Annotated in this window: 17 protein-coding genes and 1 pseudogene; 6 read left to right on the forward strand and 12 right to left on the reverse strand. The window is 56.9% G+C overall.

Annotated features, from left to right (window positions below; genetic code table 11):
* Both EGO56_RS10065 and EGO56_RS10070 read right to left on the reverse strand, forming a co-directional pair.
* Positions 1-435, reverse strand: coding sequence for a ribonuclease domain-containing protein (locus tag EGO56_RS10065; protein WP_135908890.1), 435 nt, complete (start codon positions 433-435; stop codon positions 1-3).
* A gap of 86 nt (positions 436-521) precedes the next feature.
* Positions 522-863, reverse strand: coding sequence for a helix-turn-helix domain-containing protein (locus EGO56_RS10070; protein WP_013357796.1), 342 nt, complete (start codon positions 861-863; stop codon positions 522-524).
* Between the two features lie 301 nt (positions 864-1,164).
* Between EGO56_RS10070 and EGO56_RS10075 the strand changes: the two genes are divergently transcribed.
* Positions 1,165-2,319, forward strand: a complete 1,155-nt coding sequence (locus EGO56_RS10075; protein WP_033732608.1) for an efflux RND transporter periplasmic adaptor subunit — start codon at positions 1,165-1,167, stop codon at positions 2,317-2,319.
* A 12-nt stretch (positions 2,320-2,331) separates the two neighbouring features.
* A complete protein-coding gene (oqxB, locus tag EGO56_RS10080) occupies positions 2,332-5,484 on the forward strand; it encodes a multidrug efflux RND transporter permease subunit OqxB (protein WP_135908892.1) in 3,153 nt (1,050 codons plus the stop codon).
* A 69-nt stretch (positions 5,485-5,553) separates the two neighbouring features.
* On the opposite strand, the pseudogene EGO56_RS10085 reads toward oqxB, so the two are convergent.
* From EGO56_RS10085 to EGO56_RS10105, 5 genes and pseudogenes are all read right to left on the reverse strand, one after another.
* Positions 5,554-5,908, reverse strand: a pseudogene (locus EGO56_RS10085) (type II toxin-antitoxin system HicB family antitoxin).
* A gap of 34 nt (positions 5,909-5,942) precedes the next feature.
* Positions 5,943-6,368 (reverse strand): type II toxin-antitoxin system HicB family antitoxin, encoded by a 426-nt coding sequence (locus EGO56_RS10090; protein ID WP_135908894.1) that lies wholly within the window; start codon positions 6,366-6,368, stop codon positions 5,943-5,945.
* A 22-nt stretch (positions 6,369-6,390) separates the two neighbouring features.
* On the reverse strand, positions 6,391-6,573 hold the full coding sequence (locus EGO56_RS10095; protein ID WP_135908896.1) for a type II toxin-antitoxin system HicA family toxin: 183 nt from the start codon (positions 6,571-6,573) through the stop codon (positions 6,391-6,393).
* Between the two features lie 194 nt (positions 6,574-6,767).
* Positions 6,768-7,262: an RrF2 family transcriptional regulator gene (locus EGO56_RS10100; RefSeq protein WP_013357792.1), complete on the reverse strand. Its 495-nt coding sequence runs from the start codon at positions 7,260-7,262 to the stop codon at positions 6,768-6,770.
* Between the two features lie 213 nt (positions 7,263-7,475).
* Positions 7,476-8,675: an MFS transporter gene (locus EGO56_RS10105; protein WP_167493431.1), complete on the reverse strand. Its 1,200-nt coding sequence runs from the start codon at positions 8,673-8,675 to the stop codon at positions 7,476-7,478.
* 186 nt (positions 8,676-8,861) lie between these two features.
* Here EGO56_RS10105 and tus point away from each other — a divergent pair, with 186 nt between their 5' ends.
* On the forward strand, positions 8,862-9,791 hold the full coding sequence (tus, locus tag EGO56_RS10110) for a DNA replication terminus site-binding protein (RefSeq protein WP_135908900.1): 930 nt from the start codon (positions 8,862-8,864) through the stop codon (positions 9,789-9,791).
* 41 nt (positions 9,792-9,832) lie between these two features.
* Here the strand turns inward: tus and fumC are convergent, their stop codons facing one another.
* Positions 9,833-11,230: a class II fumarate hydratase gene (gene fumC / locus EGO56_RS10115; RefSeq protein WP_033783020.1), complete on the reverse strand. Its 1,398-nt coding sequence runs from the start codon at positions 11,228-11,230 to the stop codon at positions 9,833-9,835.
* A 195-nt stretch (positions 11,231-11,425) separates the two neighbouring features.
* Between fumC and manA the strand changes: the two genes are divergently transcribed.
* The 3 genes from manA to add all read left to right on the forward strand — a co-directional run bounded on the left by manA (position 11,426) and on the right by add (position 15,409).
* Complete coding sequence (gene manA / locus EGO56_RS10120; protein ID WP_135908902.1) at positions 11,426-12,601, forward strand: mannose-6-phosphate isomerase; 1,176 nt, start codon at positions 11,426-11,428, stop codon at positions 12,599-12,601.
* 132 nt (positions 12,602-12,733) lie between these two features.
* Entirely contained in the window at positions 12,734-14,233 is a 1,500-nt protein-coding gene (locus tag EGO56_RS10125) for a YdgA family protein (protein WP_135908904.1), read from the forward strand.
* 180 nt (positions 14,234-14,413) lie between these two features.
* Entirely contained in the window at positions 14,414-15,409 is a 996-nt protein-coding gene (gene add, locus EGO56_RS10130) for an adenosine deaminase (RefSeq protein WP_135908906.1), read from the forward strand.
* A 255-nt stretch (positions 15,410-15,664) separates the two neighbouring features.
* Here add and EGO56_RS10135 read toward each other — a convergent pair whose 3' ends face one another.
* The 4 genes from EGO56_RS10135 to araG form a co-directional block, all read right to left on the reverse strand.
* Positions 15,665-16,711, reverse strand: a complete 1,047-nt coding sequence (locus EGO56_RS10135) for an oxidoreductase (protein ID WP_033783014.1) — start codon at positions 16,709-16,711, stop codon at positions 15,665-15,667.
* A 101-nt stretch (positions 16,712-16,812) separates the two neighbouring features.
* A complete protein-coding gene (araC, locus tag EGO56_RS10140; RefSeq protein ID WP_003853440.1) occupies positions 16,813-17,730 on the reverse strand; it encodes an arabinose operon transcriptional regulator AraC in 918 nt (305 codons plus the stop codon).
* Positions 17,731-17,806: 76 nt separating this feature from the next.
* Positions 17,807-18,790 (reverse strand): L-arabinose ABC transporter permease AraH, encoded by a 984-nt coding sequence (gene araH, locus EGO56_RS10145; RefSeq protein WP_135908908.1) that lies wholly within the window; start codon positions 18,788-18,790, stop codon positions 17,807-17,809.
* Between the two features lie 12 nt (positions 18,791-18,802).
* The gene (araG, locus tag EGO56_RS10150; RefSeq protein ID WP_033783010.1) at positions 18,803-20,323 is read right to left on the reverse strand and encodes an L-arabinose ABC transporter ATP-binding protein AraG; all 1,521 of its coding nucleotides are present in this window, start codon (positions 20,321-20,323) and stop codon (positions 18,803-18,805) included.
* Positions 20,324-20,421 lie beyond the last annotated feature (98 nt).

A 20,421-nucleotide genomic window follows, 5' to 3' on the forward strand; every position in this document is an offset into this window, starting at 1 on the left:
TCAGGGTACCTGTCTGAAGCTGCGGTAGTGATCGGTGGAGAGGAATACCAGCCCGTCAGAGGAGTAAACCAGGCGATCGGCGTCGCGGTGACCGCAGCGATAATTCACATCCGCTTCATACCACTGACGGCCCGCACGCGCGGGCAGCCGCTTTTCACGGTTGCTAAAGCGATCGCCGCCGATAGCTCTGCCCGGCAGCACCTCGCACAGATTGCCTGTGGCCGGATTCCAGCCACGCTTACGCGCATCACTTTTAGTGAGGTAGTAGTCCGGCAATTGCTGATGCTGCAGCACCCAGCGCGCCACGGTATGGGCGTCAGTCAGGGTGGCGATATCCGCCTGCGCAGGGGCTGAAACGGTATTCAGATATGGTTTAAGGCCGTAGAAACAGGCCGCGAGGACAAGAAAAAGTCCAATCCAGAGTTTTTTTGACATGATGGCATCCGTGACGACAGGATGCAGATGATACCAGTTTTGCGCCCGGAGAAAAGCGCGGGCCAGACAAGCTGGCCCTGGCGAGGTTATGCGGCGTGCGATTCCCCGCTATGACGACGCCATGCACCCGGCGCGACACCATACTGACGTTTGAAGCTGCGGTTGAAAGATTGCTGAGAGTCGAAGCCTAACGAGATCGCCACATTGAGAATCGGTTCATCGGTGCTGGTCAGACGATCGGCTGATTTCTTCAGCTTCTTAACCCGGATGTATTCACCCAGTGGGTAGCCGGTATGTTCTTTGAACATACGCTGCAGGTGCCATTTGGAGTAACCGGCGCGTTCTGAAACCGTATCCAGGTCCAGACGTGCTTCAATGTTGTTATCAATCCAGTCGATTAAATCGTGAATAAAAGCGTCACTCATCATTCCAGTCTCTCCCGTCGCTGTAGCGAAAAGTATTAGTATCAGTTGCAGTTACACTTAAGGGTGGCTGACTATGCCATTTAATGCAAGTTTTATTAGTACATTAAATGCCGCACTGTTTGTAGGGTTTTAACGCAACGGGTCAGGCTTTCAACGCTCTGCCCAAAACCGCACATAAAGTGTATCTGTTATTCTTGCAGTTGCCCGCGACGCAAGCCTACACTCCCTGCGATTAATTGCAATATTAAAAGTTGCAAATATTGGCCTGCAGGTCGTCTTTTATATCTATCGCGGAATAACAACAATGATTACGAACCGGGTTCGTCAGGGTTTAACCCTCTTAGGGATGGTACTGCTCATCACGCAACTGAGCGGCTGCGATAAAGGTGTGGCGCAAAACGCCCCGCCGCCACCGCCTGAGGTGAGTGCCGCGCCGGTGCTGATCAAGCCGGTCAGCCAGTGGGACAATTTCAATGGCCGGGTGGAAGCGGTGCAGAGCGTTCAGCTGCGGCCGCGCGTCTCGGGCTATATCGACGCCGTTAACTATCGCGAAGGCGATGAGGTCAGAAAAGGTCAGGTGCTGTTTACCATTGATGACCGGAGCTACCGCGCGGCGCTGGAGCAGGCCAAAGCGGAACTGGCTCGGGCGCGCAGTCAGGCCAGTCTGGCCCGCAGCGAATCGGGCCGCAGCGAGAAACTGATTGGCACCCAGGCGATTTCCCGCGAGGCGTGGGAACAGCGTCGCTCTGCTGCCAGCCAGGCGCAGGCCGATGTGCTGGCTGCCGAAGCCGCGGTCGATATGGCGCAGCTGAACCTCGATTTCACGCGCGTCACTGCGCCGATCGATGGCCGCGCCAGCCGGGCGATGATCACCGCCGGTAACCTGGTGACCGCTGGCGACAGCGCCAGTGTGCTGACCACGCTGGTGTCGCAGCAGCAGATGTATGTCTACTTCGATGTCGATGAAAACACCTTCCTCAACTATCAGGCGATGGCGCGTCAGGGCCAGCAGCGCCATGCCCTGCCCGCTGAGATTGGGCTGGTCGGCGAACAGGGTTTTCCGCATCAGGGCAGGATCGACTTCATGGATAACCAGCTGACCGCCAGTACCGGCACCATTCGTATGCGTGCCCTGCTCGACAATCAGCAGCGTCAGTTCACGCCGGGTCTGTTTGCCCGTGTGCGTCTGCCAGGCAGCGCGCAGTTTGAAGCGGTGCTGATTGACGATAAAGCAGTCCTGACCGATCAGGATCGCAAATATGTCTATGTCGTAGACGGTGAAGGTAAAGCGCAGCGGCGCGATATCCAGCCCGGCGCAATGGTGGATGGCCTGCGTATCGTTAAATCGGGTCTGCAAGCCGGTGACAAGGTCATCATTGCCGGTCTGCAAAAAGTATTTATGCCCGGCATGCCGGTCACTGCTCAGCAGGTCGCCATGCGTGCGGCAGCCGCTCAATAATTCGAGGCCGCTATGGACTTTTCCCGCTTTTTTATCGACCGGCCTATTTTTGCTGCGGTGCTGTCGATTCTGATTTTCGTCACCGGCATGATTGCCATCCCGCTGCTGCCGATCAGTGAATATCCCGACGTTGTGCCACCCAGCGTGCAGGTGCGCGCCGAGTACCCAGGCGCTAACCCGAAAGTGATTGCGGATTCCGTGGCGACGCCGCTGGAAGAGGCGATCAACGGCGTCGAAAACATGATGTACATGAAGTCAGTGGCCGGTTCGGACGGCGTGCTGGTGACGACCGTGACTTTCCGTCCGGGCACCGATCCCGATCAGGCACAGGTGCAGGTGCAGAACCGCGTGGCACAGGCGGAAGCCCGTCTGCCGGAAGATGTGCGTCGGCTGGGTGTTACCACCCAGAAGATGTCGCCCACGCTGACGCTGGTCGTGCACATGTTCTCACCGAACAATACCTACGATTCGCTCTATCTGCGTAACTACGCCACGCTTAAGGTGAAAGATGAGCTGGCGCGCCTGCCGGGTGTCGGTCAGATCCAGATTTTTGGCGCAGGTGAATATGCGATGCGCGTCTGGCTTGATCCCAACAAAGTCGCGGCGCGTGGTCTCACTGCCTCGGACGTGGTGACGGCGATGCAGGAGCAGAACGTGCAGGTCTCTGCCGGTCAGCTGGGCGCGGAGCCGCTGAAAAAGCAGAGCGACTTCCTGCTGTCGATCAACACTCAGGGCCGACTGGAGAGCGAGCAGCAGTTTGGCGATATCATCCTGAAAACCTCTGAAGATGGTTCGCTGGTGCGGTTGCGCGATGTGGCGCGGATTGAGATGGGATCAGGCAGCTATGCCCTGCGCTCTCAGCTGAATAACAAAGATGCGGTCGGTATCGGTATCTTCCAGGCGCCGGGCGCTAACGCCATCGACCTCTCCAATGCGGTGCGCGCCAAAATGGATGAACTGGCAACCCGCTTCCCTAACGATGTGAAATGGGCTGCGCCTTACGACCCGACCGTGTTTGTCCGCGACTCCATTAAAGCGGTAGTACAGACCCTGCTGGAGGCGGTGATTCTGGTGGTGCTGGTGGTGATTCTGTTCCTGCAGACCTGGCGTGCCTCGATTATTCCGCTGCTGGCGGTGCCGGTTTCGGTGGTCGGTACCTTTAGCGTGCTCTATCTGCTTGGCTTCTCGCTTAACACGCTGAGCCTGTTCGGGCTGGTGCTGGCGATCGGTATCGTGGTGGATGACGCCATTGTGGTGGTGGAGAACGTCGAACGTAACATCGAGATGGGGCTGTCGCCGCGCGCCGCCGCGCATCAGGCGATGCGCGAGGTCTCCGGACCGATCATCGCCATTGCGCTGGTGCTGTGCGCGGTGTTTGTGCCGATGGCGTTTCTCTCTGGCGTGACCGGGCAATTCTACAAGCAGTTCGCCACCACGATCGCGATCTCCACGGTGATCTCGGCGATTAACTCGCTGACGCTCTCGCCCGCGCTGGCGGCGATGCTGCTAAAAGGACATGATGCGCCGAAAGATCGTCTGACGCGCATCATTGATGCGCTGTTTGGCTGGCTGTTCCGTCCGTTTAACCGCTTTTTCCAGCGCAGTGCGCACGGCTATGAATCGCTGGTCGGCCGCACGCTGCGTCGCCGTGGCGCGGTATTTGGTGTCTATATACTGCTGCTGGCCGGTGCCGGCTTTATGTTCCACACCGTGCCGGGTGGTTTTATCCCGACCCAGGATAAGCTCTATCTGATTGGCGGCGTGAAGATGCCGGAAGGCTCCTCACTGGCGCGCACCGATGAAGTGATTCGTAAGATGAGCGAAATCGGTATGCAGACCGATGGCGTCGCCTATGCGGTGGCCTTCCCCGGCCTGAATGCGCTGCAGTTCACCAACACCCCGAACAGCGGAACGGTGTTCTTCGGCCTGAAGCCGTTTAATGAGCGCAAGCACACAGCAGCGGAGATTAACGCAGAGATCAACGCGAAAATCGCGCAGATCCAGCAGGGCTTTGGCTTCTCGATTATGCCGCCGCCGATTCTGGGGCTGGGTCAGGGTTCGGGCTATTCGCTCTATGTGCAGGATCGTGCCGGTCTGGGCTATGGCGCATTGCAGACGGCGATTAATACGCTGTCGGGCAGCATCATGCAGACGCCCGGCATGCACTTCCCTATCTCCTCCTATCAGGCCAACGTTCCACAGCTTGATGTGCAGGTTGACCGGGATAAAGCCAAAGCTCAGGGCGTGTCGCTGACCGCGCTGTTCAGCACGCTGCAGACCTATCTCGGCTCGTCGTACGTGAATGATTTTAACCGCTTTGGGCGCACCTGGCGCGTCATGGCGCAGGCGGATGGGGAGTTCCGCGACAGCGTCGAGGATATTGCCAACCTGCGTACCCGCAACGACCGCGGTGAGATGGTGCCGATTGGCAGCATGGTGAACATCACCACTACCTACGGCCCCGATCCGGTGATCCGCTATAACGGCTATCCGGCGGCGGATTTGATTGGCGATGCCGACCCGCGCGTGCTCTCTTCGGCGCAGGCGATGAGTCAGCTGGAAGCGATGTCCGGTCAGCTGTTGCCTAACGGTATGAACATCGAGTGGACCGACCTGAGTTATCAGCAGTCAACCCAGGGTAATACGGCGCTGATTGTCTTCCCGATGGCCGTCCTGCTGGCGTTCCTGGTGCTGGCGGCGCTGTATGAGAGCTGGACGCTGCCGCTGGCGGTGATCCTGATTGTGCCGATGACGATGCTCTCTGCGCTGTTTGGCGTCTGGCTGACTGGCGGAGACAACAACGTCTTCGTGCAGGTCGGACTGGTGGTGCTGATGGGCCTCGCCTGTAAGAACGCGATTCTTATCGTCGAGTTTGCGCGCGAGCTGGAGATCCAGGGCAAAGGGATTATCGAAGCGGCACTGGAAGCGTGTCGCCTGCGTCTGCGTCCGATTGTGATGACCTCCATCGCCTTTATCGCCGGTACCATCCCGTTGATTCTGGGTGAAGGCGCGGGTGCAGAAGTGCGCGGCGTAACCGGTATTACCGTCTTCTCCGGCATGCTTGGCGTAACGCTGTTCGGCCTGTTCCTGACACCGGTGTTCTACGTCGCCCTGCGTAAGCTGGTGACGCGCCGGTCAGGTAACGCGGAATCAGTGACGGCGTAAACCGTAAACGTTAACAGGGGCGATCGGCTGATCGCCCCTTTTTTTTGTCTGAGATTGGCAGCATGTTGATTAACGCTGCCTTAATTTTTCATTGAGCGTTTCAATGATAAACGCATTCAGCGAGGTTTCATTTTGGGCCGCAGCCTGCGACAGCCGCACGCCCAGCGATTCAGGATAGCGCAGCGTAAAGGTCTTGATTTTTTCCTGCTCGGCATAGGGATGAATGCCGGAGGCAGCGCAGTCTTCCAGGTACTCGCGCAGCGAAATCTCCCCCTTCTTTGTGCAGACCCTGCACGCTGTCAGAGACAAAATCACAGTAGCCTGACAGGCCGGTAAAGCGTCCACGGAACAGGTTGATTTCGGGAACGTAAGTGATGACTGCGGGTTGCCCTGCGACATTAGCCAGATCAGAATAATTATCCATCTTAAACTCCTGCATTCTGCTTGCGGGCAGATAATCAGGTGCGAATCTCAATTCGGGCTTTTCGTCCCAGTTGCGCCAGCGCCATCTCCACTTTTTCAACTTTCGATGAGTGCTCAACATCCAGCAGTCGATCAACCTGTGGGCCATTCACGCCCAGCTGGCGTGCCAGATCGACTTTACGAGTGCCGGTTTCAATCATTGCGTTATAAAGTGCCGCTTTCATCGCCACCAACACAGGTACGGAGACAATGTATTCACCTTCCAGCGGTTTACTGGCGACCGGAATCGGACGACGGGTATCCATCTCAAGAGAGATAGCCGTCACCAGTCCATCTTCGGCTTCTGACAGTGCTTCCTCAACGGTGGCGCCGACGGAATGCAGTAACGGCAAATCACGACACGAGACCTCATAGGTATCGGTTCTGGCGTCATGGGTTAAGCTGACGGCATAATTAAACATAGGGTTACCTCTCTGATCGGGCTCACAGGCCCAGATCTTTTAAAATTTTTCTGCGCGTACCTTCAGGCATTTCTTTCGCTCCATGATCCGGAAAAATGGATTGCCTGTCGCCCAGGAAGACCTTGAAATGGCTGCTTCCACTGCGGTGCTTAGTAAAAATAGCGCCCTGCTGAATGAGCCAGCGTCTGAATTCACTGTACTTCATCGCGTTCCCTCGCTGTGTATAGCAACAATGATAACATTATTGATAACTAATAAAACATTAATGTTGTATTTTATTACTGGTTTTCAAGCGCCCATTATGTTCCGTGCGATGACCAAAATCAGAAAGATGGGTATTAATCTAAGGCGGATTTGAGGCAGGACGTCACTGATCAGCACGCATAAAAAAAGCCGCAATCAGCGGCTTTTTTTGCAGAGTTCTTCACTCTCTTCGGGTTCAGGTTCCGGTACGGCGGTGCAGTTGCTGGTGTCGCGTTTCTTCAGCTCGTTCAGCGCGTCGGCCACGGTGCGTTTTGCCAGCACATCCAGCGACGCCTGCTCGGCTTCGTCGGCTATCGACTTGAAGTACCAGCAGAGGTTGGCACTGACCAGACAGCGCGGCGCGACATCAGGACGCGCGGCCCAGATCTTTTTGTCTTCGATCACGGAGACATAGATATCCCGCAGGGTAATGTCCGCAGCAGGACGGCCGAGATGAATCGAACCGGTACGGCCCAGCGTGGAGACGATAATGCCGTCACGGGTCAGCGGGACCATTAATTTTCGGATGAAACTGGGATTCGCTTCCAGCCCGTAGGCCAGAATCGCGCTGGTAGAGCGTTTACCCATTTGCTCCGCCATCGCTACGCTCAGAACCATTTGCAAAGCTGTCGGGAAGCGGTAATCAAGCATTTCTTTATCCTGAGTTGCGGTGCATCTTATTGTTTTATTGCCGCATAAGTGAACAATCAATGAGCAATAAATATAACAAACACTGTTGCTTTTTTGAAGCAAACCGGCAATGACAAGGCACGTATTCACCAAAGGCGGAGGCCTGATAGCACAAGGTGCTTACCCTGCTCCTCATCCTCATCCTTATCCTGCCGCACACGGTGAGCAGTTCGGTCATACCGTGGTGACCGCTGCCGCCGGTAATCGCTGCTTCAGCGCCATAACCAGCACCACGTTAAAGACTGCTAAAGCGCAAAGCAACCACAGCGTCGCCGATGCCCCCATCTTTTCAAACACATATCCGCCAATCAGCGGCGTCAGTGCCTGTCCCATTAGCGCCGGGCGGGCCATTTTCCCCACCACAATCGCGTAAGACTCTGGTTTGACCATCGCCAGCGGTAAAGTTCCACGCACGATGGCGCGTAAACCATTTCCTGCGCCATACAGCACCATGCTCAGCAGCGCCATCTGCGGAAAGAGAGCCAGCAGTAGCAGGCCCAGCGCCACCAGTCCGACAGAAAAAAAGGTGGTGCGGATCGGATGACTGCGTTTGAAAACAATATCGACGATGCGCGAACCTACCTGACACGGGCCGAGCACAGCGCTGATCGCCAGCGCCGACGTCAGCGTATGGCCACTCGCCTGTAACAGGGCGATAAGCTGCACGGAAATCGCCGTCATGATCACCGACGCCAGGGTAAAAATGGCGCACAGCAGCCAGAACAGCGCAGGTTCAATCTCCGGCGTAGTAGAGTGTTTAACCGCCCTTTTCGCAGGCGGTTTAGCATGAGTTGCCGGTAAGGCAAACAGATAGGCAGGAAGCACGCAGACCACCATCATTGCCGCAATAATCAGTGACGCATCCCGCCAGCCAAATCCATGAATCAGCAACGCCGTTCCCGGCCAGACCAGCGTGGTGCAGAAGCCTGAAATCAGCGTAATACCGGTGATCGCCGAACGCGCCTGACTGCCATAACATGTACCGAGTGTGGCAAACAGGGCATCGTAGAGGCCCATCGCCATCCCTGTGCCGATGATCACCCAGGCAAACAGAAACAGCGGCAGCGAATCGCTGACCGCCATCATCACCAGCCCTACTGCCATTACCAGACCGCTCAGCGCCAGCAGCAGACGACCACCGGTACGGGCGATAATCCTGCCGGCCAGCGGTGACAGCAGGCCTGACACCAGTATCCCCGTCGAGAGCGCGCCGTAGATCCACTGCTGCGACCAGCCCGTCTCAGTTGCAATCGGGTTCGCCATCACCGCCATCAGGTAGAACGACCCTCCCCAGGAGAGGATCTGCACCAGGCCCAGGGTGAAAATGGCGGCGATACCGGGTTTATTGTTCTGACTCACAGGCGATCTCTTCATTAGCAGGCGAACCGTTTTTATAACATGTTCTGTCAGAAGCCAGAATGCGGGACGCTCTTTTCACTGGATAGGCAGGCAGGCCGCACGTTTTTAATGGCATATTTATAGTATGTTGTAACTATAAAGTACTTGCATCCCTGACAGGCATCTGCCACATTGTGGACGTTGTAACTATGGAGGCACAACATGACGCGCTACGATTTAGTGGCTGATATGCATCAGTGTGTAAACGACCTGGAACTGGCGCTGGGCGAGCTGCGTCAGCAGATTGAGGCTCAGCCTTTGCTCATCACCCGCGTCTTCAGCCTGCCGCCGGTAGTGAAAGGCCGCGAACATGAAGCGATTACGCAGATCACCGTCGAGCAGCATCTGGGCGACAGCGCGTTAAAAATGGCGCTGGACCACTACTGCCGTCTGTTTATGCAGCATCAGTCTGAACAGCTGAGCACTAAGGCAGCCGTGCGCCTGCCTGGCGCACTCTGTATCGAATGTGATGAGCAGCGCGAAGCGGAGATCCGTTCGCTGGTCGACCTCATTAATCAGCTTAAGGCCCGGCTGGAGCAGTTGATTACGGTGGACTCCGGCCTGCCGAGCGAAGCGCGTTTTGAGTTCGTCCACCAGCATTTACGCGGCCTGATTACCCTGAATGCCTACCGCACGATCACCCTGCTCAGCGCCCCTGACAGCCTGCGTTTCGGCTGGGCCAACAAGCACATTATTAAGAATCTCAAGCGCGAAGAGGTGATCGCCCAGCTGGAAAAAAGCCTGAAGGCGGGACGCGCGCAGGCACCGTGGTCACGTGAACAGTGGGCGGAAAAAGTGCAGGAGGAGCTGGCAAGCGTGCGCGCCCTGCCCGCCTCGGCACGGCTGAAAATCAAGCGTCCGGTGAAAGTCCAGCCGGTCGCACGCGTCTGGCGCGCGGACGAAAAAAAACAGACCCAGCTGGCCTGCCCGTCACCGATACTGGTGATCTGCCGCGATCGCAGTCAGGTTCCGGTACTGGGCGAGCTGCTTAATTATGACGCGGATAACATTACGCACCGGCATAAGCCCGCTGCTGAACCACTGAATCTGCTGATACCCCGACTGCATCTGTGGGTCGATTGCCCGATATAAAAAAAGGCCAGCGCATGCTGGCCTCTGACGTCTCTCTGACTTTATGACTTCATGCTGCCGACCATCTCTTCCGGACGGACCCAGGCATCAAACTCCTCTTCAGTGAGATAACCCAGTTTCAGCGCTGAGCCCTTCAACGTCAGCCCCTCTTTATGCGCCTTCTTGGCAATTTCAGCCGCTTTGTCATAGCCGATGTGAGTGTTCAGCGCCGTCACCAGCATCAGCGATTCGTTCAGCAGTTGATCGATGCGCTCACGCACCGGCTCAATGCCGACGGCGCAATGATGATTAAAGCTGTCCATGCCATCCGCCAGCAGGCGAATTGATTGCAGGAAGTTATGGATCACCATCGGACGGAAGACATTCAGCTCAAAGTTACCCGACGCGCCGCCCATGTTGATCGCCACGTCGTTACCCATCACCTGACAGCAGAGCATGGTCATCGCTTCGCACTGCGTTGGGTTAACTTTACCCGGCATAATGGAGCTGCCGGGTTCGTTTTCCGGAATGGCGATTTCGCCAATGCCGCAGCGCGGGCCGGAAGAGAGCCAGCGCACGTCGTTGGCGATTTTCATCAGTGAAGCAGCCAGCCCTTTCAGCGCGCCATGCGCATGCACCAGCGCATCACAGGTTGCCAGTGCCTCAAACTTGTTTGGCGCAGTGACAAATGGCTGCTGCGTCAGATCGGCCAGCGCCTTCGCCACGCGCACCGCATATTCCGGATGGGTGTTCAGACCGGTGCCCACTGCGGTTCCTCCCAGCGCCAGCTCCGCCACGTGCGGAATGCTCTGTTCGATATGCTTGAGGTTGTGCTCCAGCATTGCCACCCAGCCGGAAATCTCCTGGCCCAGCGTCAGCGGCGTCGCATCCTGCAGGTGAGTACGGCCAATCTTAACGATGTCTTTAAAAGCGTCAGACTTCTGGCTAAGCGTCTTTTTCAGTACCTGGATCTGAGGGATTAACTGTTCGCGCAGCGCGATAACGGCGGCAACATGCATCGCCGTCGGGAAGACGTCGTTGGAGCTCTGGCTCTTGTTCACATCGTCGTTGGGATGGACCAGGCGCGACATCCCGCGCTCACCGCCAAGAATTTCACTCGCGCGGTTTGCCAGCACCTCATTCATGTTCATATTGGTCTGGGTGCCGGAGCCGGTCTGCCAGATCGCCAGCGGGAACTCATCCGCATGTTTATCCGCCAGCACTTCATCCGCCGCGCTGACAATCGCATCGGCACGATCGGCGGGCAGCAGTCCCAAATCGCGGTTTACGCTGGCCGCGGCGCGCTTGGTCAGTGCCAGCGCATGCACCAGCGCGGTCGGCATTTTTTCGGTTGAGATACGGAAGTGTTCCAGCGAGCGCTGCGTCTGCGCGCCCCACAGTTTGTCTGCCGGTACATCGATGGGGCCCATTGAATCTTTCTCAATGCGGTTGCCTGCCATGAATACGTCTCCTTCACCTTGTTTTTAAAAGAATGACCGCCAGGTCGTTACAATCAACTGTCGGACAGTCAGGATAGTAATACACAATAATTTAACATTATCAGAGCTTAGCGTCCTTTTGCGCTGGATATGTATTTTTACCGGTAGTTTCTGCTTTAATAGCCGCAATAATTTCCCGTGATAAAGGGTTAAACAATGCAAAAAATGAACAATTCGCTGCAAAATTACGCATGGGGCAGCAAAACGGCGTTGACTGAGCTTTATGGTATTGCCAATCCCGAGGGTCTGCCGATGGCAGAGCTGTGGATGGGCGCACATCCGAAAAGTCCCTCAACTGTGATGGAACAAGGCAGCGCGCGTTCTTTACGAGACGTGATTGATGCGGCGCCCGCCGCGATGCTGGGTGACGCGGTAGCACAGCGCTTTGGTGAACTGCCGTTCCTGTTCAAAGTGCTGTGCGCCGATCAGCCGCTGTCGATTCAGGTCCATCCCAGCAAACGTGCGGCCGAAGTGGGCTTTGCCCGTGAGAATGCAGCGGGAATTCCGCTGACAGCCGCCGAGCGCAACTACAAAGATGCAAACCACAAGCCGGAGCTGGTCTATGCGCTGACGCCGTTCCAGGCAATGAATGGCTTTCGCACGCTGACGCAGATGGTCTCCCTGCTGGAGCCGGTTGCGGGTGCACATCCTCAGATTGCCCATTTTTTGCAACATCCCGATCAGGAGACACTTGCTGCGCTGTTCTCCACCCTGCTGTCACTGGAGGGTGAAGCGAAATCGCTGGCGCTGGGCGTGCTGAAATCCGCGCTTGATGCGCAGCAGGGCGAGCCGTGGGAAACCATCCGCATGATTGCGGCTGAATACCCTGACGACAGCGGCCTGTTTTCACCGCTGCTGCTGAATGTCATCACCCTGCAGCCCGGCGAGGCGATGTTCCTCTACGCGGAAACCCCGCACGCGTATCTGAAAGGCGTGGCGCTGGAGGTGATGGCCAACTCTGATAACGTATTGCGGGCCGGTTTAACCCCGAAATATATCGATATCGACGAGCTGATGGCCAACCTGAAGTTTGATGAAAAACCTGCCAGCTCGCTGCTGACGGAGCCAGAGCAACAGGGTCATGCGCAGCGCTTTCCGATTCCGGTGGAAGATTTTGCCTTTGCCATCCATAACCTGAACGCAGAACCGCAATCGCTGGCGCAGCAGAGCGCCGCCCTGCTGTTCTGCATCGAAGGCCAGGCGGTTATCGCCAAAGACGATCAGCAACTGACGCTGAAACCGGGTGAATCCTGCTTCATTGCCGCCAGCGAATCGCCGCTAACAGTCGCCGGTACGGGCCGGCTGGCGCGGGTATTTAACGACTTAGGGTAGAGCGGCTGACGGAATCTCTGTTAACTGCTATTATTTCAACCTATTAGCTTTTAAACGCCTGCGGGCGTTTTTCTTCGGTCGCTGGGGTAAACCTGCGGCATAAGCGGACTCAAGGATAAGGACGAATCAGCAATGAAAAAGACCAATGTTGCCGTAGGTGTCATCATCGCACTGGGCGTAGTCTGGACTGGCGCGGCGTGGTTCACCGGCAAGCAAATTGAAAGCCACAGGGATGAGCTGGTGCAGAACGCCAATGCACAGCTGAACGCTTATGCCCCTAACAGCCGACTGAAGATCAGCTATCAGGACTATCAGCGCGGCGTGTTCAGCAGTAAGGTGAATCTGGTGGTTCAGGCCAATTCGCAGACGGAAGATAACCCGCTGCTGAAGCCGGGTCAGAGCATCATCCTGAATGAAACCATCGGTCATGGCCCTTTCCCGTTTGCGCAGCTGAAGCATTTCAACCTGATCCCGAGCATGGCATCTGTTCATACCGAGCTGGCTAACACCGATGCGGTGAAGAAGCTGTTTGAGCTGACCGGCAATAAATCGCTGATTAACGCAGATACCCGCATTGGTTACAGCGGCGCTACCGATACCGCGCTGCGTGTCCTGCCGGTTGACTATCAGAATGCGCAAACCGGCGAGCGTTTTGCCACCAATGGCGGCACCTTCAACGTCAGCGCCGATAATAAAGGCGATAAAGTGTCGCTGGACAGCGATGTGGATAGCCTCGCGCTGACCAGTAAAAACGAGATGGGCCAGCCGGTACTGTTCACTGTTAATGGTCTGAAACTGAGCGGCAACACGCATCTCAGCCCGGAAGGCGTGCGCATCGGCGATCAGTCGGTGGACATTGAGAAGGTGAATGCCAGCATCAATGGTCAGGACGCCCTGACGCTGCATAAAATGAAAGGCACCTCCTCTTTCGATAACAGCGCCGGTAAAATTGGCGGCGATATTGATTACAAAGTGGAAAGCGTTCAGCTGCAGAAGCAGGACTTCGGTCAGGCTGCGCTGAAGATGAAGCTGTCACAGTTTGATGCGCAGGCGGTCAAAGCCTTCTCCGATCGTTACAACGCGCAGATGCAGGAGCTGCTGACACAGCCTGGCGTTGCGGAAGATCCTATTCGCTATCAGGCAGGCGTGCATCAGATTCTGATGGCCAATCTGCCTTTGCTGCTGAAAGGCTCGCCATCCATCAGCATTGCTCCGCTGAGCTGGAAGAATGACAAAGGTGAAAGCACCTTTAATCTGACGGCCAGCTTCAACGACCCGTCAGCCGTCACCGGTGAAGCCCAGACTCTGAGCGCTATGGTTGACCGGGTACTGAAAAGCCTGGACAGCAAGCTGGTGATCAATATGCCGATGGCAACCGAAACCATGCACAAAGTGGGCCTGGCTGAAGGTTATCAGGCGGATGACGCCCAGAAGCTGGCGGATCAGCAGGTGAAAGGTCTGGCAGCGATGGGTCAGATGTTCCGCCTGACTCAGCAGCAGGATAACAACATCGTGACCAGCCTGCAGTATGCTAATGGTCAGGTGAACATGAACGGCGACAAGATGACGCTGGAACAGTTTATGTCCCGCTATATGCTGGGTATGCCGACCAGCGAAGGCATGCCGCAGTAAGCGCTGTCGTCCATCTATAGCGACCTTCGGGTCGCTTTTTTTATGCCTGAACGCTGATTTGCCCACCGGTTATGGGTAATTAAGCAGCATCCGGCGCGGCTGTTGCGCAAATAGCTGGCGCTGTTGCGCAAGATATTTTTATAATGCTCTGCACTTCACCGACAACTCAGCGAGTGCGCCATGATCGATTCTAAAATTCCTCTGACTGATATTCACCGCCACCTTGATGGCAACATTCGTGCACAAACCATTCTCGATTTAGGCCGCCAGTTTAATCTTGCCCTGCCCGCCTCAACGCTGGAGACGCTGCGTCCGCATGTGCAGGTCGGCCAGAATGAACCTGATCTGGTGAGCTTCTTGCAGAAACTCGACTGGGGCGTGAAAGTGCTGGGCGATCTGGATGCCTGCCGCCGCATTGCGCAGGAAAATGTTGAAGATGCCGCGCGCGCGGGCATTCATTATGCTGAACTGCGTTTTTCGCCCGGTTATATGGCGATGACCCACAACCTGCCGATTGCCGGTGTGGTTGAAGCAGTCATTGACGGGGTACGCGCTGGCCGTCAGCAGCACGATATCGACGTGCGTCTGATTGGGATTATGAGCCGTACCTTTGGCGAAGATGCCTGCCTTGCCGAACTGGAAGGTTTACTGGCCCATCGCGATCACATCACCGCGGTCGATCTGGCGGGTGATGAGCTGGGCTTCCCGGGCAGCGAGTTCCTGAGTCACTTTACCCAGGCGCGCGATGCTGGTTTCCGGGTTACCGTGCATGCGGGCGAAGCGGCCGGTCCGGAGAGCATCTGGCAGGCGATTCGTGAGCTCGGCGCTGAGCGTATCGGTCACGGCGTGAAAGCGATTGAGGATCGCGCGCTGATGGATTTCCTGGCGGAGCACCATATTGGTATTGAATCCTGCCTGACCTCCAATATCCAGACCAGCACCGTGCCTTCACTGGGGCAGCATCCGCTGAAGACCTTCCTGGAGCATGGCATTCTGGCGACCATCAATACTGATGATCCGGCGGTTCAGGGCATTGAACTGGCGCATGAGTATCATCATGCCGCACCGGCTGCCGGCCTGAGTGCCGCGCAGATCCGTCAGGCGCAGGAAAATGGTCTGACCATTGCCTTCCTCAGCGACGCTGAGAAAGCGGCTATTCGCGCCCGCGTGCAGTAATCCGCTCGTTGCAGCCATAAAAAACGGGCCGGATATCCGGCCCGTTTTTATAGTGCGTGTGCGAGGTCTGACACCTTCGCTGCAGGACCGAGACTGCGCAAAGAACACGGTCAGATCGGAAAGACGCAAAAGCCGCCATCCCTGGCAGGCTCGGCCCGCGCCGTCCTGGCGCGGGACGCTTTCCTCTTCTGACCGCGTTCCCTGCGAATTAAACTATTTAATCGCTTTTTGCTTACTGCGGTAAGCTCTCACCCATTAAACGCGCTTCAGCGACAGCGTCTGGCGTTTCTCGGCGGATTGCAGACCCAGTTCGATCAGCTCCATCACCTGAATCGCCTCTTCCGCCGTCACCGGATTATTACCGCGTCCGGCAATGGCATCGCGGATGCCCGCATAGTAAGCAGGATAGTTGCCCGGCTGGGTCAGCTGCGTGGTTTCGGTCAGGGCGTCGCCATCAACCAGCGTCAGCGTGCCGTCGCGCATGTCATAGCCCCAGTCCTCCTGCGGCGGGAAGTCGCCCGACTTCAGGCGATCTTCCTGCGGATCCAGACCATATTTAACGTAGCTGCCGCGCGTGCCGTGGACGGTGTAACGGGCGGATTCTGCCGCCACCAGCATGCTGGCGTGCAGCACTACGCGGCGCTGCGGATAGGTCAGGGTGGCGTGGAAGTAGTCGGTAGTCTGCGCGCCCGGACGCATTTCAGCCAGATCGACATTGATGGCGACCGGCGGGCCAAACAGCTGCAGCGCCTGGTCCAGCAGATGCGGCCCCAGGTCATACCAGATTCCGCTGCCTGCGCCCTTCATTTCACGCCAGCGATTGCGCACTTCCAGACGGAAACGGTCAAAATGCGATTCGAAATAACGCACTTCACCCAGAGAGCCCGCTTCAAGCAGGGATTTCAGCGTCAGGAAATCGCTGTCCCAGCGGCGGTTATGGAATACCGACAGCAGCAGCCCCTTGGCTTTCGCCAGCGCATCCAGCTCGCGCGCCTGTGACAACGTCACGGTAAACGGCTTATCGACCACCACATGTTTACCGGCATTCAGCGCCGCTTTAGCCAGCGGGAAGTGGGTGTCATTAGGGGTAGGAATAACAATCAATTGCAGAGTCGGGTCGTCCAGCAGCGCCTGAGGATCGGCCACCACCTTCACGGCAGGCCAGTCGGCGTGGACTTTGCTGGCATCGCTACTGGAAATGGCGGCCAGTTCGACGTCCGGCGTTCCCGCAATCAGCGGAGCATGAAACGTTTTACTGGCAAAACCGTAGCCGATCAGACCAACACGTAATTTATCGCTCATTTGGATTCCTCTCAGAGCCTGCCTGGCAGGCTCTTAGTTGATAACCTGATTGATTTAAGACTATTAACCAGGTGAGGACAAGGCGGAATCCCCCGAAAAAACTAAGAGATAGCACTTCGCGCCAGGGGCCAGGCCGTCTGCGCCGCCAGGCTGTCGTGCGCGTCCTGATTGCGGCGGCGGAAGTCGCTTGGACTGACGCCAACACGCTTGCGGAATACCCGTGAGAAGTAAAGCTGGTCGTCGTAACCCACTTCACGCCCTACCGAGGCGATCGGTTCCTGAGTGGTCTGCAGCAGCAGTTTCGCGCGGATAACGCGCTGATCTTCACGCCAGCGCAGCAGGTTGACACCCATCTGCTCGCGGAACAGGTGCGCCAGTCGCGACGGTGACAGGCAGACGTGACGCGCCACCTCTTCAATCTTGACCTCGCTGGCGAGATGGTTGGTGACATACTGACAGGCTTCGATGACGCGCGGGTCGCGGATCAACTGATGGCTGCGCGGATCCTCTTCAACGGCACGCAGCAGCAGCCGTTCCAGCAGGTTCATTGCCAGCTCTTCCGCAAAGCGCCGGCCGGAGTTGTGGGTCTGTTCGATACTGGCAAACAGGCGGTCAAATTCACCGCGCAGCGATTCCGGCAGCAGCAGTCGTCCCACGCCCTCCTGCTCATCCTGCCAGCGCAGCCAGTCGTGCCAGTAGGCGCGCGGACGGAAATAGACCCAGCGGTGGAACCACTGCGGGCTGTCCGGCGCGCGGCCATAGTAGTGAGCGGTTTTTGGCTGAAACAGCAGCATTTCGCCCGGTTCGCAGTCAAATGCCCGCTCGCCGTCGAATACCCGCCCTTTGCCTTTAATGGTGAGGTTCAGAATGTAGCCTTTCATGCCGTGCGGGCGATCGATAAAGAAATCGAGCGGGCCATCAGCGGTGATGGGCGTCAGCCCCGCCACCAGCCAGGCATTGAATGAATAGCCCGGCAACAAGGGGTTTTGCTGCTCGGCCGGTAATTCGCGGTGATACATAGTGACCTCACTCAGTCTGTTAGTGTTCGGATAGCCCGCAGAGGCGTTTGCTTCTGCGGGCCAACGGCTCCATCAGTCAGGCTTTTTTCTGTTTGTAACGGTCAAAAATCACCGCAGCTAACAGTATCAGACCGCGCACCACATACTGTGAGAATGGCGAGATATTCAATAAATTCATCGCATTCTCGACGGTGCCAAGAATTAATACCCCTGCCACCACGTAGGAAATCTTGCCGATGCCGCCCTTGAGCGACACGCCGCCCAGTACGCAGGCAGAAATCACCACCAGCTCATAGCCGATGGAGGTCATGGGCTGACCGCTGGTCATACGTGACGCCAGGATGATGCCTGCCGCCGCCGAAACCAGCCCGGAAAGAATGAAGATGATGATGCGGGTTCGCACCACCGGCACACCGGCCAGTCGCGCCGCCTCTTCATTGCCGCCAATCGCCAGGGTATTACGGCCAAAAGTGGTTTTGTTGAGCAGGAAACCGAAGATCAGCATGGTCGCCAGGGTCAGCCAGATGGGTGCTGGCACGCCAAGCCAGTTGGCAAAGCCCAGCTCAAAGAAGCGCTCATCTTCAATTCCGACCGCTTTACCGTCCGAGAAGATATAGGCCAGGCCGCGCACGATCTGCATGGTCGCCAGCGTGGTGATCAGCGCATTGATCTTGAGTCGGGCAATCACAAAGCCGTTGATAAAGCCGGTGATCATGCCGAGCACCAGACCGGCTACCACACCAATCCACAGGCTTTCGGTCATGTTGATCACCACGGCGGTCACCACACCCGCGCAGGCGATAACGGACGCAACCGACAGGTCAAAATCCCCGGAGGCCAGACAGAACAGCATGCCGCAGGCGACCATGCCGGACATCGACATCGCCAGCCCTAAGCCTTTCATATTGATAAATGAACCAAAGTTCGGCACAAAAATCGCACAGACAATAAACAGCAGCGCAAAGACAACCAGCATGCCGAAGTTGTCCCAGATGCGACCTAACTGCAGGCCGCCGCGTGAAGCGGGCTGCGGCGTATTTGAGGTCGTGGATGAAGCCATGATGATCTCCTGTCAGGCCACGGCGGCCGCTTGAGTGGTTTTGGGCATCGCCAGGCTCAGCGTCTGCTGCTCCGTGGCGTCGTCGTGCAGCAGTTCACCGGCTATGGCACCTTCACGCATCACCACGATGCGATCGGCCAGGCCCATGACTTCCGGTAAATCGCTGGAGGCGAACAGCACCGCAATGCCCCGGTTCGCCAGCTGATAAATCAGGTTATAAATTTCATGTTTGGCACCGACATCGATGCCGCGCGTAGGCTCATCCAGCAGGATCACTTTCATATCCTCGGAGAGCCAGCGTCCCAGAATCGCCTTCTGCTGGTTACCGCCGGAGAGGTTCATGATCAGCTGGTCGGCGCTGGGCGTTTTGATGTTCAGTGAGCGGATATGGCTGTCTGCGTTTTTGTTTTCCCAGCCATTTTTAATCAGGCAACCGGCGGTAAGATTGTGACGACGGGCGCTGATGTTGATGTTGTCGCGCACCGAATGCACCGGAATAATGCCCTCGGCTTTGCGGTCTTCCGGGCAAAGCATGATGCCCGCACGGATAGCGTCGATGGGTTCGCGCAGCGGCAGCGGTTTGCCGTCCAGAATCACCTGACCGCCACGCAGCCGCGTGCCGCCAAATAACCCTTTCAGCAGTTCACTGCGTCCGGCTCCGACCAGTCCAAACAGCCCGACGATTTCACCAGCATGGACTTTCAGCGAAATCGGCGTCCGCACGCCCTTTGCTTCGACCTTGTCCAGTTCAAGCCGCACGTCGCCTTTAGCGCGTGGTGAGTAGCCATAGATATCACCCAGGTTACGGCCCACCATCGCCTGCACCAGATCGTCGTGATGGGTGTTAGCCATGTCAGTAAAGGTCCGCACGTAGCGGCCATCTTTAAAGACGGTGATGGCGTCACTGAGGGCGAAGATCTCTTCCATGCGGTGTGAAACGTAAAGCACCACCCGGCCCTCCTCGCGGAGCTGACGGATAACGCGGAACAGGTTGTCGATTTCACGCGCCGACAGCGAGCTGGTTGGCTCATCAAAGGCGATAATGCGCGCGTTACGCGCCAGCGCTTTGGCAATCTCTACCATCTGCCACTGCCCCAGCGACAGGTATTTCAGCGGCATATCAGGGTCGATATCCATGCCGAGATTTTTCAGCTGCAGGCCCGCCTCAAAGCGCATCAGCTTACGATTGACCAGCCCATGTTTGTGCGGAATCTGACCGAGGTAGATGTTCTCCGCCACGCTCATTTCCGGCACCAGATGCAGTTCCTGGTAAATAATGGCGACGCCCGCGTCCAGCGCATCTGTGGTGCGCTGAAAGCTCATCGGCTTGCCTTTAATACGAATCTCACCGCCGCTCGGCTGATAACTGCCGCTGAGTATTTTTAACAGCGTCGATTTGCCTGCGCCGTTCTCGCCCATCAGCGCATGGACTTCACCGCCCCGGCAGTCAAAGGAGATATCCTGCAACGCTTTCACGCCAGGGAAGGTTTTACTGATGCCATGAAACGACAGAAATGCTGAATCAGTGTTCATGTTGGTCCTCACTCTTTCGCGCCACCGGCCTGTCAGGGCGGGCGGCGCGAAATCGGCTATTAAGGATGCCGGGCTGCGGACAGCCCGACAGGCTCAGG

It is taken from the genome of Pantoea vagans (assembly GCF_004792415.1).
GTDB lineage: Bacteria > Pseudomonadota > Gammaproteobacteria > Enterobacterales > Enterobacteriaceae > Pantoea > Pantoea vagans.

Coding starts and splice junctions, on each gene's coding strand:
- EGO56_RS10065 (WP_135908890.1), bottom strand. CDS start 435: ATGTCAAAAAAACTCTGGATTGGACTTTTTCTTGTCCTCGCGGCCTGT.
- EGO56_RS10125 (WP_135908904.1), top strand. CDS start 12,734: ATGAAAAAGACCAATGTTGCCGTAGGTGTCATCATCGCACTGGGCGTA.
- EGO56_RS10090 (WP_135908894.1), bottom strand. CDS start 6,368: ATGTTTAATTATGCCGTCAGCTTAACCCATGACGCCAGAACCGATACC.
- EGO56_RS10100 (WP_013357792.1), bottom strand. CDS start 7,262: ATGCTTGATTACCGCTTCCCGACAGCTTTGCAAATGGTTCTGAGCGTA.
- fumC (WP_033783020.1), bottom strand. CDS start 11,230: ATGGCAGGCAACCGCATTGAGAAAGATTCAATGGGCCCCATCGATGTA.
- araG (WP_033783010.1), bottom strand. CDS start 20,323: ATGAACACTGATTCAGCATTTCTGTCGTTTCATGGCATCAGTAAAACC.
- EGO56_RS10095 (WP_135908896.1), bottom strand. CDS start 6,573: ATGAAGTACAGTGAATTCAGACGCTGGCTCATTCAGCAGGGCGCTATT.
- EGO56_RS10105 (WP_167493431.1), bottom strand. CDS start 8,675: ATGAAGAGATCGCCTGTGAGTCAGAACAATAAACCCGGTATCGCCGCC.
- manA (WP_135908902.1), top strand. CDS start 11,426: ATGCAAAAAATGAACAATTCGCTGCAAAATTACGCATGGGGCAGCAAA.
- oqxB (WP_135908892.1), top strand. CDS start 2,332: ATGGACTTTTCCCGCTTTTTTATCGACCGGCCTATTTTTGCTGCGGTG.
- araH (WP_135908908.1), bottom strand. CDS start 18,790: ATGGCTTCATCCACGACCTCAAATACGCCGCAGCCCGCTTCACGCGGC.
- araC (WP_003853440.1), bottom strand. CDS start 17,730: ATGTATCACCGCGAATTACCGGCCGAGCAGCAAAACCCCTTGTTGCCG.
- add (WP_135908906.1), top strand. CDS start 14,414: ATGATCGATTCTAAAATTCCTCTGACTGATATTCACCGCCACCTTGAT.
- tus (WP_135908900.1), top strand. CDS start 8,862: ATGACGCGCTACGATTTAGTGGCTGATATGCATCAGTGTGTAAACGAC.
- EGO56_RS10135 (WP_033783014.1), bottom strand. CDS start 16,711: ATGAGCGATAAATTACGTGTTGGTCTGATCGGCTACGGTTTTGCCAGT.
- EGO56_RS10070 (WP_013357796.1), bottom strand. CDS start 863: ATGATGAGTGACGCTTTTATTCACGATTTAATCGACTGGATTGATAAC.
- EGO56_RS10075 (WP_033732608.1), top strand. CDS start 1,165: ATGATTACGAACCGGGTTCGTCAGGGTTTAACCCTCTTAGGGATGGTA.